Below are 13,890 nucleotides of genomic sequence, written 5' to 3'. Positions count from 1 at the left end.
AAAGGAGGCTGTTTATGAAAGAAAAAAAGAAAAGAAAAATACTGGCAGCACTCATTCCTGTGGCAGTACTTTTTCTGGCTGTTGTCGTTTTTGCACAGGGCGTATTAAAAAGTGAGCCCGAGGCAGTACCAAACCCGGTGCAGGGAATCAGTGCAGACAGCTCCTTAAAAGGGTATCTGGGAACCGGTTTTGCCTATGCAGGATCTAAGACAGATGGAAACGGCGAGGAAGCGGAAGAGCAACAGGAACAGGCACAGCTTCTTCCGGAAGAGACACCGACTCCTACGATCACACCGGAGCCGACAAAGGAACCTGCGGCGCAGACGGTGACACCAACTCCTAAGCCGGAGGAGAGCGTAACGCCCACACCCCAGGCGACGGTGACGGAAGCGCCGCCAGAAAATAATAACAATACAAACCAAAATCAGGAAAATGAGAGTAACACGATTGAATATGATAACCAGGATGATCCCGACAATTCTGAGCAGCCATCGGAATCACCAGATACCGATGATAACCGGAACCAGGACGGAGCACAGACTCCGAACGAGGATCTGCCACCTGTTACCCCGGCACCGGAAGAGCCGCAGATCACTGCGACACCTGCCCCTACGGAAAGTCCAGAGGAACCGGTAGAAGATAATTACCCGAAGATTGCCACAGACCTTACCGATGGGGAGACGGTCAATGCTTCTTACCGTACCTTTTACATCCAGGCAACCGACCATTATGGAAACAGTCTGGGCGCAGCTGCCCTTACGGTAACCGGAAATGGGGAACGGCTTTCCTGCCAGGGAGAACCGGCTGCTGGAATCCTGGCATATCGCCTGGAACTGGCAGAAGGTGCCAACACCATAGAAATCAAGGCGACAGACGAAGAAGGCTATGCCACTACCTTACCTCCTTTTACCCTGTATAAAGGAGAAGACGCAGGTCCACAGGTGGCAGGTTCTATCACCATCAGCATTGAAGCGGGTACGGTAGGGCTTGGAACCATCCTTCCGGCAACCTCTATTGAATATTACCAGGGAGAACAGTTATCCTCTGTGCTGCTGCGGCTTTTGCAGAACACAGGCTTTGACTGGAGAAACAATGGGGATGCCACCAGCGGCTTTTACTTAAAAGCAATCGGAAGGGGCGGCATTTCCGCAAATGCGGCTATTCCGGATGACCTGATGGCGCATTTGCAGGAAGTAAACTGTCAGTTATCCGATCACGATTCCAACTGGCTTGGAGAGTTTGATTTTACCATGGACTCTGGCTGGCTGTATTCTGTGAACGGTGAATACATGAGTGTTGGAATGTCTTCCTATTTCCCAGCGGACGGGGATGAGGTAAGGCTTCGATTTTCTCTTTATTCCGGTGCCGACGTAGGCGGCGGGGTAAACGGCGAGACATGGGGGGACTGGTAAATGAAAAAAAGATTAGTAATGGGAACCTTAACGGCAGCTCTGATTGCCGGAAGTGTTCCTTATGAGATATATGCACAGCAAGAAGAAGTGATGATACAAAGCGAAGAAGGAGGACCTGAAGAGCCTTCGGAACCGGAACAGCCGGAGCCTGCTCCAAGTGAGGAACCACAGCCGACCATGGAGCCAGAGCCCACTGTGGCACCACAGCCGACCGTGGAGCCAGAGCCTACACAGGCACCAGCTCCAACTGAGACTCCACAAGAGCCGACTGCAACACCGGTTCCGGAGCCAACTACGGCACCAACAGAAACTCCGGCTCCAACCGAGACTCCACAGCCGACTGCGACTCCAACCCCGGCTTTGGTGAGCGTGGGACTTCAAATTGAGCCGGGAGATGCCAGTGTGGTGATCCTGGATGCAGAGGGAAACCCGGTTTCCGCAGAAGAAAATGGACGGTATTCTCTTTTACAGGGACAGGCGTATGAACTTTATGTCCGTAAAGAAGGGTACCAGGAATTCTACCAGAAGATCACGGCAGATCCTGCGGTGACGGAATATACTATCACCCTTCTCAGCAGCAACACCGCTTTAAAGGGACTGTATGTTTCCAGTTCCGACAAGTACGGAAAAGGGATCTTAAAATTAAGCCCGGATCTGGCTCCAGATAAGGAAAAATTTGAGGCTTCCTACGATGGCGAACGGCAGAGCCTGAACATCTGGCCAGAAGTAGAGGATGAAAAAGCTTCTGTTAAGGTTTATGCCATCAGCGGTATCAAGGCAGGAACTGTAGAAAAAGATGAGACCATCACGGGAACGAAAGACAACAAAGACCGCCCCTACTGGAAGATTTTTTTTGCCGATCAGGAAAAAGAGGCGAAGGTCCGCCTGGAGGTAAAAGCAGAGGACGGGACAACCAGAGACTATTATATTACCCTGAAACTTACCGATACCACAGCTCCGGTACTAAAAAAAATCAGTGCCAGCCGTATCTCCACGGATACTGCTTCTGCTGTCTATAAGACCTCTGAAAAAGGAACCTGTTATTACCAGGTGATTGAGGCAGGTGCAAAGATACCCTCCCTGGATACAGGCGGGGAAGGAACAGAGGTATTAGCCGGAACCAATACCATTACCCTGACTGGATTATCCTCCGGGGAAAAAGACCTGGTGATCGTGGTAAAGGATGCAGCGGGAAATGTAAGTGATTCTTTAGTCATGGGGATCCCGGATATAAAAACAGCCGGTACCCCTGGAAACCTGGTACATGGCTCCGACCATGGCGGAAATAAGTCCCAGGCCACTATCCCAGGACAAAACGGCGAGGGTTCCTTATCCAATTTAAAACAGGTGGAGGGAAGCAAAGCTGGAGGCAAAGAGGGGGAGAAAACCACTGGGGAGATTAAGGCTTCCTTAAAGCTCCAGGGGGAGAAACAGACTTCTTTGTTTGGAAATATGAAGACAGCTGACACCAAAAAAAATGAGTCCCCGAAGTGGACAGACCGGACAGGGAAGAAATATGCAAAGGATTTAAAGCCTGGCTATACCATAGCAGGGGAGAAGGTGATGGAAAAAGCCACTCCCTCCCCGGTGGTAGAAGAAAAAAGTGAGGCGTCAGATGGTTTTACAGAAGAAACGAAAACCACAGTTACAAATACAACTGGAAAGAACCAGGCTCAAGAGGAATCTTTTGCAGGAAGTGTGACAAGAGGAATCCAAAAAGCAAGTCTGACAACAAAATTTCTTCTGGTGATTGCGGTATTGGAAACTGGTTTTGCTCTCTTTTTTGTAACGGCAAAGAAAAGGTTTAAAAAAGAAAGCAAGAAAAAGCCCAAAATAACGGCGTAAGCAAAGAAAAGAAGGGAGAACTGAATGAAACCAACAATGAAAAAATGGCTGACCGGACTTTTGTCTGCGGCCCTGTTAGCTGGAAATCTTCCGGTGTATGCGTTAAACACCGCTTATGCCGCAGAAGAGGATGGATTTTTTACAGATGAGACGGATTCTTTTGAGGGTGGTTCCCAGGAATCCGAAGACACACAAAGTGAGGATTCTTTTGCAAGCGTTTCTGAATTTACCGGGTTTACCTCCGGGGAAGCAGAAGAAGATTTTTCAGGAGAAGAGGACTTTGAAGCCTCTGATTCCCAGGAGGGATTTGAAGGGGAGACAGATCCTATCATCATGCCAGAAACCGATGCGCAGGATGAGGGTGGCTACCTTCAGAACTTGACCTTATATACCAGCCAGAGCGGTGCTTCTACCGTAGGATTAAAGCGTATGTCTGATCTTGACGCAGAGTTTGGCGGCAAGGTTTATGTGGCAGAATATGGTTCCAACATGGATTCCGCATCCTTCTGGATCACAGCGGATCTGGCAGGGAATGCACCGGAGGGATCCGTCCTTCAGCTGGAAACCACGGGACTGGACGGAGAAAAACAGAATGCGGAAATGTCAAAAAGCGGATACACAGATGGTACCCGTTACAATATAGCTGCCTCCGTTTTTGCAGCCGGAGAAAATGGCTCCAAAAGAGCACTTTATACTATCACCGCAGGAACAGAAGGGGACAAGCAGGTTTACCAGATCCTGGTAGAACGCCGTCTTGACCTTTCCGATCTCAAGGCCTGCCTGCCGGATGACAAGGACCTGGCAAAAAATATCCTTCCGAAATTTGACACGACAGGAACTACAAGGGACTACGAGGCAACGGTAGCAGTTTCTACTGCTTCTTTACAGGTGGTTCCAAAAGCGTTTTCCGGCAACTGGTATCAGCTTGCCATTTCCAGTGAAAATGTAACCACAGGCGAAGTAAAAGAGGTTCCGTTTTCTTCTACAGATACGGCTGTGAGCGTTCCACTGGCAGACACCGGTGATACCAAAGTGACGCTCTCCATGTCAGAGGCAAACACCTATGCGGATCCTGCCCTGGCAGAGAAAACCTATACCTCCACCGGCACCTACACCATCCTGGTTCATAAAAGCACAAGTGACAAAGTAAGTTTCCAGGTAACCCCGGAGGATGCGGTCATCAGCGTATATGACAAGGATGGGGAGCGCCTTACCCCTTCCGCCGATTCCCTGATGGTTTATGAGAACATCCTTCAAGGAGAAGCCTATACGTGGAATATTTCTAAATATGGCTATATTTCCCAGCAGGGCAGTTTTACCGGCGGCGAGGTTTCCGACATTAGTGCAGAACTGGTAAAACAGGATGCTACGCAGCCGGAGATCACGGACAATGACTGGATCAATTTTCGAAACAGTGAAACAAATAACGGCATTACCGGAAGCAGCACCCCAACCAGTGCGGATTCCACCCTGTTAAAATGGACCAAAAGGATCGGAGTGGGCTGGGAGGCAGCCATCACACCACCACTGATCCTGGGCGGAGCAGTTTATGTAGCGTCTGGACAGTTTATCTATAAGCTGGATAAAAACACAGGGGAAATCCTTCAGACCAGCGAACAGCTCTCTGGAAATATGCAGTATGCCATGATCCCCCTTACCTATGCAGAGGGAATGCTCTTTGCACAGATCGGCGGCGGTCAGATCCAGGCGGTCAGTGCTACTTCCTTAAAGTCCTTATGGATCAGTGAGTCCCTGGGAGGTCAGACACTTTCCCCGATCACTTACAAGGATGGTTATATCTATACCGGAACCTGGAATTCTGAGACTACAGCAGGCTCTTATTTCTGTCTGTCTGTTACAGACGAGGATCCATCCACAGGAACGGAGATTAAACACTGCACTTGGAAATACAACCATAAGGGCGGCTTTTACTGGGCTGGTTCTTATGCCTCATCCGATTACCTGATATTTGGTTCCGACGACGGTTCTTCAGAAGGAACAGATACCAACTCCGCCATCCTGTATTCCGTAAACACACATACCGGATTGCTCATGGATAAGATGACAAGCCATGGAGATATTCGTTCTACTATCGTTTATAATAATGGTTATGTATATTTCACCACCAAAGGCGGGTATCTGTACCGCGTGCAGATGAATGCAGACGGCACCTTTGGAACTGCCTGCAGCTATAACCTTGGCGGCATGGTAACTGCTTCCCCGGTTGTATATAAGGGGAGGATCTATGTAGGTGTCTGCGGAAATGGCGAACAGTTTAGTTCCGATGGCGGTCATCATTTTGCAGTCTTAACTGAAACCGCTTCCGGGATCTCTCTGGCATATAACGTATCCATCCCAGGCTATCCCCAGGCAGCGCCTCTTTTGTCTACGGCCTACGAAAACCAGGATTATAATGGGGATGGACAGGCAGATGGAAGAGTCTATCTGTACTTTACCTACAATGCAAAACCAGGCGGTATTTATATGCTGTCCGATGAACCGGGACAGACCTCCGGAACAGCCGTAGAGCTTTTCCGCCCGGCAAGTGACCAGCAGGAATACTGCATCAGTACCATCTGTGCAGACCGTGAGGGCACCCTTTATTACAAAAACGATTCCAACTATCTGATGGCTCTGGAAACAAATGGAGCCTATCTGGACAGCGTGACAGTCACAGCAGATACTGGAAAAGTGACCTGGCCTTCTGCTTTCCGAAAAGATACCTTAAAATATAATTTAACGGTAGCAGAGAATACCGGCAAAGTGACCTTTGATTTTAAAGCACCGGAAGGCTGCACCATAACTGTAAATGGACAGGCGTATGCAGGAAGTTTTGTAGCGGATGTAAGCGGCGGCTCCACAGATGTGAAGGTAACTGTAAGCGGTATGGGAAAGAGCAGGGAATATACTTTCCATATTTCCCAGGATATTTCCACTCCGGTTCTTGCGAACATGGCACTTAGCACCAGCAATACCTACTCCAATACGGCAAACCGGATTTCGCTGTCCCCGGAATTTAGCAGTGTAACAACCAGCTACCGGGCAATCTATAAAGAGAGCCGGGAATTTTTAAATATCTTTGCAGAACCGGCAGACAGCAGCGCATCGGTTACCGCTGTGGGAGTCCGTGGCACCAGCAAGGTAACGGTTCTTGGAAAAGTAACCGGAAGTGGTGCAGCACACAGAATTGCCATGTATTTTGATAAAACAAATCCAGAGGCAGAAGCAGAGGTAAAGGTTACCGTTACCACCAAATCCGGAAAGACAACCGACTATACCATTGTGGTACAGCGTACCGATACCCCATCCCCGACACCGACTGTAACTCCGGTTCCGGCTACCCCGACACCCGTTCCGCCGACTCCGACACCGACGGAAGTTCCGGAGGTATTTGGTCCTTGGACAACCGTATCGGGAGCAACGGTATTTGCCCCCGAAACACAGAAACGCACCAGCAACAAGGGAAGAACGGAAACCCGCACTGTAGGAAGTAAACTTACCCCAACCATCAAAGTAAATGCCACCAGTATAAAGCTGAAGGTAAAACAGTCTACCACAAAGGTGAAGGTGAGCGGTCTTGCAAATGGAGATTCCGTAAAATCCTGGACAACCAGCAACAAAAAGATTGTAACAGTGACAAGCAAGGGTACTATAAAAGGACTGAAAGCTGGAAAAGCAAAAGTCACCATCACACTTGCAAGCGGCAAAAAACAGGTGGTCAACGTTACGGTACAAAAGAAGGCGGTGAAGACAACCAAGATCATAGGCATTGCTTCTAAGGCAACCCTGAAAAAGGGCAAGAAACTGACATTAAAGCCAGTCATCAGCCCGATCACCTCCCTGCAGAAGGTAACCTATACCACTTCCAATAAGAAGGTGGCAACTGTTACCGCAAAAGGTGTGATCACTGCAAAGAAAAAAGGAACTGCCACCATTACGGTAAAATCCGGTTCCAAATCGAAAAAAATTAAGATCACAGTAAAATAAAAAAGATAGAACAGGCAGCAAAGCCTTAAAGGGCTCCTGCCTGTTCTGCCATTTAAAAGAGGCAGGAGCAGCTTCGCAAAAAAAGTGAGGAAAAAAATGATATATATTAGCCATTTAGTTTTAGATGATGACATGAAGGCTTTGGTAAAAGAGTATGGAACTGGGATCGAGAGCATTGATTTTTCTATTTCGGATAACCTGGATCAGCTTTCGGATTCGATCAAAACGTACTGGGAGAAAATGAAAGAGATAGGAACCAGGGATCTGATCCTTCACGGTCCGTTTCTGGATGTGAACCCCTGTGCATATGACAGTATGGTGCGGGAAGCTACCATGACAAGATTCAACCAGTGCTATGAGGCGGGGCTTCACCTTGGCGCTAAGAAGATTGTCTTTCACTCTGGCATGAACCCGTATGTTTACTACAAAGAATATTGGGCGGAGCAGGTTGCCAAATTCTGGCAGGAATTTATGAAAAACAAAACAGAACTTGAAGTCGTGCTGGAAAATGTATTTGATGATGATTGGCGGCTTCTTTTGGATGTTTATGAGAGGGTGAACCAGCCAAACTTCAAGCTGTGCCTGGACATCGGACACGCGCACTGTTATTCTTCTTTGGATGTCAGGGAGTGGGCGAAAAATCTGGCTCCCTATGTAAGCCATGTTCATATCCACGACAACTGCGGCGACCGGGATTCCCATATCGGACTTGGAAGCGGAAACCTTCCCTGGGAGGAAGTGCTTGGCTATCTGCCGGAAACAAAAGAACGCACCTGGACCATTGAGTGCATGCAAAAAGAGGACATAAAAAGATGCCTTGACAGTCTGGCTGAAAAATAAGTTGTGGAACAGCACTATTTCTGATCTGTAATTTATAAAAAAGTACAATTTGATAAAGCTTTATATCGTCAGGAGAATATGGAAATTATGATGAGATGAGGGATAAGCCCCCGATAGTATGGATCTTTGGAACTATGCTGTCGGGGGCTTTTGCTCTACGGCTACTTATAAAACGCCAAGACACAGATTATAAACGGATCCTGTTTGTGTGCCAAATTAGGGCTGGAGGTTTTGAGAATAAAATAAATTATTTTTAGCAAGGATGCAACGGATACCGAAATTTTACGTGATATATAGTGAAAAAGGAATAACGAAACTTTGGAGGGAGGGCTCTAAAAATTTTTATTTACAACTTATAGGGAAAAATTTAAGAAAACGAGGTAAAAAGGATGAGTGGATTAAAAAAGTGGATGGCAATTATTATGACAAGTGTTACAATTATGGGAAATATGGCAGGGCAGGGTATCCCTGTAATGGGTGCGGAAAATGAAGCGCAGGAAGTAATTTCCAGTGGAAACATTTATGTGACAGAAACTGGTGCTAAGGAAAGAATTGTCAGAGTAAATGAAGATGGATCTTTTGTAACAGAACCGATTGAAGCGATTTCTTCCTATGCGACAAATGCGCCTTGTGAACATCCGGCGCGATATTTAGAAGCTGTTGGTAAAAAGACAGATTTTCGAACAGTTGGAACAGCTGGAATCTGTTACAAAGAACGGCTGATTATCTCAAACAAATGTAATAAATGCCATCGTAGGGGGATAAAAACTTACACTCCATGGACATATTGCAGTAAACATAGTTATCCGTTTTTGAAGAAGACCTGTAGTATTTGTGGATATAAAAAATAATCACGGTTAAGAGAAAGGAGCAGCATGATGAAACGAAAAAAGTTTTGGATTGGAGCGGCAGCGTGTATGCTGATTGGAACAGCTTCAGTGGCTGCCAGTTCTGGAGTTGAATTACATGAATTTTTCAATGCAAATGGAGAGAGGGTAATGTACCCGCTGGCCACATTTGACGAAGATCCGGATTTAAGCACCAGCGGACCACAGGATCAGGTATCAGTGGGGCAGATTATTGAAACAGAAGACGGAAAAGAAATAGTTACTGCGGTAGATGGTCAGGGAGCTTATATGACAGAAGTAATTGACCAGTAAGTGGAAATGCAGAAAAGGAATTAGGAACGAAATATATTTCATTTCCTTTTCTGCAAAAAAAATAAAAAAATTACATTTTTCATGCGACCAATTGAAATAAAATACGTGATATAAGGTGAAAAGGGAGAACAGCGCAGGATGAATGATGCACAGATCATTAATTTGTATTTTGCCAGAGATGAAAATGCAATTGTAGAGACCAAAAATAAATATCAAAATATGTGTTATATAGTTGCACACAATATTTTATACAGCAGGGAGGATTCTGAAGAGTGTGTAAATGATACATGGCTTTTTACCTGGAACAGCATTCCTCCAAGAAGACCATCTATTTTGTCTTCCTTTGTTTCAAAAATAACAAGAAATACAGCAATCGACCGTTATCGGAAAAGAAATGCGCAGAAACGGGTGGATTCACATATGGAAGATATTGCTGGGGAAGTGGAAAAAATTGGAAGTGCAATTTCTTCTGATATTGAAATTTATTTAAAAAAGAAAGAACTTGTAAAATTATTTGACCACTTTTTATCAACGCTTTCGGAACGTGACCGGGATATTTTTATTAGACGCTACTGGTATATGGATCCTGTAAAAGCGATAGCAGACCGACATGCCTGTGGGGAAAGTAAGATCAAGTCAGTTTTGGCTCGTAGCAGGAAAAAACTTTATGGTTTATTAAAGGAGGCTGGCTATGAGGGATAATAAAGGATGGGATTTTTTAACGGCATTTGAGGATATAGATGAGAAATACATTTATCAGGCGGCGAAACCGTGGAAAGAAAATAAAATCGTAAGAGTCAAGCGCTACATACGGGTTGCAGCAGCCTGTATCATATTAGTGGCTGCTATTGGTGGTGGACTTACACATCAGAATGAGGTAAAAGCAGCCTGGTATAAAATGACTTCTCTTATTGGCCGGATTTTGGGAATTGAGAAGGAAACAGATGAATATGTGAAAACAATTCAAAAGACAATCGAAAAAAATGGAATTGCGGTTTCGTTAGAGGAAGTTGCAGCGGATGCAAAAAGCCTTTGGATTGCATATTCTCTGACTGATGAAAATGGCGAAAATGACATTTCCATGAGCAGCATTCAGGTCGCAGTTGATGGCGAGTCATTAGCGTTAGAAAATCAATATTCGCTTGATAACAGTAGCGGATCAGAAAAAATAAATTCAAAATACTTTGTAGCGAAATTTAATCGAAGTAGAGCTAATCATTCCCAGAAATTTGAAATTCAAATAGGAACCTTCCAAAATCAAAATGAGCAGGTTGAAGAAAGAGATATATATAGTTTTTCATTTACAGCAGATCCAGAAGCACTGCAGGCAGACACAAAAGAAATTGACATTCAAGTGTCTATCCCAATTGAGAAGGATCAGACGTTTTTGATTTCAGAAATGAAATATAATATTTTCGGATGTACCATTTCTGGATCATATTCCGATATGACGGAGGACGACGAATTTTGGCTTCGCGGGAAGGACGATTTAGGAAATGAATATGTTTTTAATCTCACTTCCTATGATAAACCGAATCTAATTTTTGAATTACAGGATTTGGGAATTTTGGATCATGCAAAACAGTTAACGCTACAGCTCTATCACTATTCAGGAACTACAGGAAAAACGGTTTCCTATGAGCAGAAAGAATCTGAAGATACTTACATAGAAGAAATAGGAACGGTATATGATGAAGACCAGGCACCGGAAGACTTGGCGGTTCCAGTTGGAGATGGTATTACCGTCGATTTACAAAATTAAATCGGAAATGTAGTGGAAATGGGAAGGAGGGGAGAAAAGAATCCATTTCTCGATTTAAAAATAGGATAATTACAAAGGAGGCTCTTTATGAGAAAAAATGAAAAGTTTGTTGTGTGTATTATTAACCATGATTATTTCCCTTGGTAGTATGGTGACGGTAAAGGCAGATACTGAAATCAAGCCATATGAAAATAAGGAAAATGCTGTTTTACTGAAAAGGGAATACATTGATCTTGATGAAGATACGGTGATTGAAATTGAGTCTTATGAAGAAAAAATTCCGTCTCTTGCAAGAGCTGGATGGAAAACCACATCAGCCACAAAGACTTACCGGGTAAAAGATAAAAATACGAATACGGTGTTTGTAAAATATATTTTGAAGGCTACTTTTAGATATAATGGAAAAAAGGCAGAGTGCACAAATGCAACTCCTGACTGCAAGATTCTTGTACCTAATGTTTATAAGGTGATTACAAAAGATGCTTCAAAAGCAGGTGATGTTGCGCTTGGATATTTTTATTGCCAGCACATAAAAACAGGAAAAGGTGCTGGAGGAACATTTTCAATTAAGTGTGCCGCAAACGGATCAGTCACTATTAGTTGACGCAGGAGAAAATAAATTTTGTTTCGCTGTTATATAAAAATATAATGAAACATGTAACGGAGAGAAAGGTGGTTGTCGTTAGCCATCTTTTTTTCTTTTATGATAAGAATGCTTTATGCAACTTCGGAAAAACACGAAGGCTACATTGCAATTACCACGCCGGATTCCAAATATCCATTAAAAAGTATTTTAACATTTATCCGTGAAGTGGTTGAAACAGATGAGAAACTGAAATGTGATAAATACTGCCATCTTGGAGTAATGCTGGTGAATAAGAGAGAATTTGGAGATGACAGATATGGGTATGGAATGATTTGTGAGAATCCGTAAACTTGTATGATATATTTTTCTATCAGCAATTGTTGCAATGTCATAATTATGGTATGATAATCCCATCAAAGGAGGCGCCTTATATGCCACAGATTATTCCGATTAAAGACTTGAAAAACACAGCAGAGATATCCGAACTTTGCCATAGAAGTGAGGAACCAGTTTATATAACCAAGAATGGATATGGCGATATGGTGATTATGAGTATTGAAAATTATGAAAGAGCCATGAAGAAGCTAAGAATGTATCAGGCGCTGGAAACTTCCGAAAGGCAGATTAAAGAGGAAAGCGTAAAAGATGCCAGAGAATCGCTTAGCGCAATGAGGGGGAAATATGGTTTATAAACTAATTGTTACAGAGCGTGCGGAAGAACAATTAGATGAATGCCTATATTATCTTGTATATCGGCTGGGGAATAATATAGCGGCAGAACATTTGCTGACATGTATAGAAAAAGCATATGATCGCCTGGAAGAGAACCCATATCAATTTCCAGAATGTCGGGACGCATATCTAAAATCCTTAAAATACAGGTAAGTTATTCTTACGGATATGTCCTACTTGATGATTGTCAAAGTAGTTGATTTGGAGGTATATATTATTGGGATATTTCTTCAACTGGAGGATTACCGGAATAAATTATCATAAAGAAAACATGTTTCGTGAAAAAAACTGATTCGTATTGGAATATATAGCAAATTTTGGGAAGTGTTGAAGAGATAGCACTTCCCTTTTTGGTGGAACATCAGAGTAAGCGCGTTATGAATTTTTTCCAGAAACATGTAAACCGGATGGAATTGATGGAAAACTTATGAAGGCAACTACTCTGGTTTATATGGCGGTGAAAGAAGTAATATGATTCCGTCCGAAAAATTGCAAGAAAGTCTTGCGCCATTATTGGTAGATTGATATTCTAATAGTAAGAGAAACAAATTTTCATAAAATAGACAGAACCGGAGGGCTGTTATGCAGGATTATAAAAGGAAAGAATACAAGGTATTTGAATTATTTGATAAGAAATGGGCGCTTGTGACAGCTGGGAATATACAGCATTATAACTGTTGTACGGTAAGCTGGGGAAGCCTTGGGAATATCTGGGGGACAGCTGGGAACAGTAGGTCTACGGTAACCGTATATGTCCATCCAGCCCGTTACACAAGTGAGGTATTAAAAGAAAGTGATATTTTTACTGTCAGTTTTTATCCGGAAACCAGCCGTAAGGCATTGGGATATCTTGGATCACACTCCGGACGGGATGAAAATAAAATAGAAGCAGTAGGTTTTACACCTGTAAAAATGGGACAGGGTGTCACGTTTGAGGAAGCAGAGTGTACATTTCTTTGCAAGAAGCTGTATCAGCACCAGTTCTCACGGGAAGATTTAGCCCCGGAAATCCAGGAATATTATGCGGCAAAACCAGAAGTTTATCCAGATTTTAAAGGCGGCTGGCAGCCACACTATGTATTTGTGGGTGAAATTATTGGCGAGCGGAAAAAAGAATAGATAGATTCTAAAAAAGGATGTGTGAGCATGGAACAGATTTCAAAGGTGATTACGGTAGAAGAACATTTTATGTCAGAGAAAGTAAATGGGGAATACCAAAAGCTCTTAGAGAAAAAGAATCTTACTCTGGCGCAAAAGGCAAAGGCCAACTTCATTCAGCAGTTTGTCGCGAAAGGAGAAATTACAGAGGTTGGGGAGAAACGTCTGGAATTTATGGAAACACATGGAATTGACTGCCAGATTTTAAGCTATGGAAACAATTCTCCCTCGTATCTGGATCCGAAACAGGCGGTTGTTCTTTGTCAGATGGCAAATGAGGAATTGGCAGGGTATTGTAAATGATATGCCCCTTGTCAAGTAGACAGGTGAAATATCTAAAGGTAAGCGACAAAAATACCTACATTTCATTTTGGAGTGTAGGTATTTTTATGCACACCATTTCTCTTT

General features: G+C 43.9%; 13 protein-coding genes. All 13 read left to right on the top strand.

The window, feature by feature from the left end:
* Window positions 1-14: 14 nt before the first annotated feature.
* The 13 genes from I2D69_RS09420 (at window position 15) to I2D69_RS09355 (ending at window position 13,785) form a co-directional block, all read left to right on the top strand.
* Entirely contained in the window at window positions 15-1,412 is a 1,398-nt protein-coding gene (locus tag I2D69_RS09420; RefSeq protein WP_195379808.1) for a DUF4430 domain-containing protein, read from the top strand.
* Window positions 1,413-3,257: a hypothetical protein gene (locus tag I2D69_RS09415; RefSeq protein ID WP_195379807.1), complete on the top strand. Its 1,845-nt coding sequence runs from the start codon at window positions 1,413-1,415 to the stop codon at window positions 3,255-3,257.
* A gap of 24 nt (window positions 3,258-3,281) precedes the next feature.
* Window positions 3,282-7,244 (top strand): cadherin-like beta sandwich domain-containing protein, encoded by a 3,963-nt coding sequence (locus I2D69_RS09410; protein ID WP_173718733.1) that lies wholly within the window; start codon window positions 3,282-3,284, stop codon window positions 7,242-7,244.
* A gap of 96 nt (window positions 7,245-7,340) precedes the next feature.
* Window positions 7,341-8,084: a sugar phosphate isomerase/epimerase family protein gene (locus I2D69_RS09405; protein WP_118580687.1), complete on the top strand. Its 744-nt coding sequence runs from the start codon at window positions 7,341-7,343 to the stop codon at window positions 8,082-8,084.
* Window positions 8,085-8,473: 389 nt separating this feature from the next.
* Window positions 8,474-8,935 carry a hypothetical protein gene (locus I2D69_RS09400; RefSeq protein ID WP_177968187.1) on the top strand — a complete coding sequence of 154 codons (462 nt, stop codon included), beginning with the start codon at window positions 8,474-8,476 and terminating at the stop codon, window positions 8,933-8,935.
* A gap of 24 nt (window positions 8,936-8,959) precedes the next feature.
* Entirely contained in the window at window positions 8,960-9,244 is a 285-nt protein-coding gene (locus tag I2D69_RS09395) for a hypothetical protein (protein ID WP_147422319.1), read from the top strand.
* A gap of 138 nt (window positions 9,245-9,382) precedes the next feature.
* Complete coding sequence (locus I2D69_RS09390; protein ID WP_195379806.1) at window positions 9,383-9,946, top strand: RNA polymerase sigma factor; 564 nt, start codon at window positions 9,383-9,385, stop codon at window positions 9,944-9,946.
* A complete protein-coding gene (locus tag I2D69_RS09385) occupies window positions 9,936-11,006 on the top strand; it encodes a DUF4179 domain-containing protein (protein ID WP_207741806.1) in 1,071 nt (356 codons plus the stop codon). The genes I2D69_RS09390 and I2D69_RS09385 overlap by 11 nt, the downstream gene beginning before the upstream one ends.
* Window positions 11,007-11,103: 97 nt before the next feature.
* On the top strand, window positions 11,104-11,610 hold the full coding sequence (locus tag I2D69_RS09380) for a hypothetical protein (protein ID WP_195379804.1): 507 nt from the start codon (window positions 11,104-11,106) through the stop codon (window positions 11,608-11,610).
* Between the two features lie 72 nt (window positions 11,611-11,682).
* A complete protein-coding gene (locus I2D69_RS09375) occupies window positions 11,683-11,940 on the top strand; it encodes a hypothetical protein (RefSeq protein WP_173718738.1) in 258 nt (85 codons plus the stop codon).
* An 83-nt stretch (window positions 11,941-12,023) separates the two neighbouring features.
* Window positions 12,024-12,284 (top strand): type II toxin-antitoxin system prevent-host-death family antitoxin, encoded by a 261-nt coding sequence (locus I2D69_RS09370; RefSeq protein ID WP_173718739.1) that lies wholly within the window; start codon window positions 12,024-12,026, stop codon window positions 12,282-12,284.
* Window positions 12,285-12,906: 622 nt separating this feature from the next.
* Window positions 12,907-13,443, top strand: coding sequence for a flavin reductase (locus I2D69_RS09360; protein WP_173718741.1), 537 nt, complete (start codon window positions 12,907-12,909; stop codon window positions 13,441-13,443).
* A gap of 27 nt (window positions 13,444-13,470) precedes the next feature.
* The gene (locus I2D69_RS09355; RefSeq protein WP_195379803.1) at window positions 13,471-13,785 is read left to right on the top strand and encodes a hypothetical protein; all 315 of its coding nucleotides are present in this window, start codon (window positions 13,471-13,473) and stop codon (window positions 13,783-13,785) included.
* Window positions 13,786-13,890 lie beyond the last annotated feature (105 nt).

This window comes from Ruminococcus sp. D54t1_190329_F1, assembly GCF_015551645.1.
Lineage (GTDB): Bacteria > Bacillota > Clostridia > Lachnospirales > Lachnospiraceae > Blautia_A > Blautia_A faecis.
The sequence above is the reverse complement of the archived record's forward strand: the minus strand, read 5'-3'. Positions and strand labels throughout refer to the sequence as shown.

Bases quoted from the DNA above. Each gene is read 5' to 3' on its own strand.
- I2D69_RS09405 (WP_118580687.1), top strand. From the start codon at position 7,341: ATGATATATATTAGCCATTTAGTTTTAGATGATGACATGAAGGCTTTG.
- I2D69_RS09385 (WP_207741806.1), top strand. From the start codon at position 9,936: ATGAGGGATAATAAAGGATGGGATTTTTTAACGGCATTTGAGGATATA.
- I2D69_RS09415 (WP_195379807.1), top strand. From the start codon at position 1,413: ATGAAAAAAAGATTAGTAATGGGAACCTTAACGGCAGCTCTGATTGCC.
- I2D69_RS09395 (WP_147422319.1), top strand. From the start codon at position 8,960: ATGATGAAACGAAAAAAGTTTTGGATTGGAGCGGCAGCGTGTATGCTG.
- I2D69_RS09390 (WP_195379806.1), top strand. From the start codon at position 9,383: ATGAATGATGCACAGATCATTAATTTGTATTTTGCCAGAGATGAAAAT.
- I2D69_RS09355 (WP_195379803.1), top strand. From the start codon at position 13,471: ATGGAACAGATTTCAAAGGTGATTACGGTAGAAGAACATTTTATGTCA.
- I2D69_RS09380 (WP_195379804.1), top strand. From the start codon at position 11,104: ATGAAAAGTTTGTTGTGTGTATTATTAACCATGATTATTTCCCTTGGT.
- I2D69_RS09360 (WP_173718741.1), top strand. From the start codon at position 12,907: ATGCAGGATTATAAAAGGAAAGAATACAAGGTATTTGAATTATTTGAT.
- I2D69_RS09370 (WP_173718739.1), top strand. From the start codon at position 12,024: ATGCCACAGATTATTCCGATTAAAGACTTGAAAAACACAGCAGAGATA.
- I2D69_RS09410 (WP_173718733.1), top strand. From the start codon at position 3,282: ATGAAACCAACAATGAAAAAATGGCTGACCGGACTTTTGTCTGCGGCC.
- I2D69_RS09400 (WP_177968187.1), top strand. From the start codon at position 8,474: ATGAGTGGATTAAAAAAGTGGATGGCAATTATTATGACAAGTGTTACA.
- I2D69_RS09420 (WP_195379808.1), top strand. From the start codon at position 15: ATGAAAGAAAAAAAGAAAAGAAAAATACTGGCAGCACTCATTCCTGTG.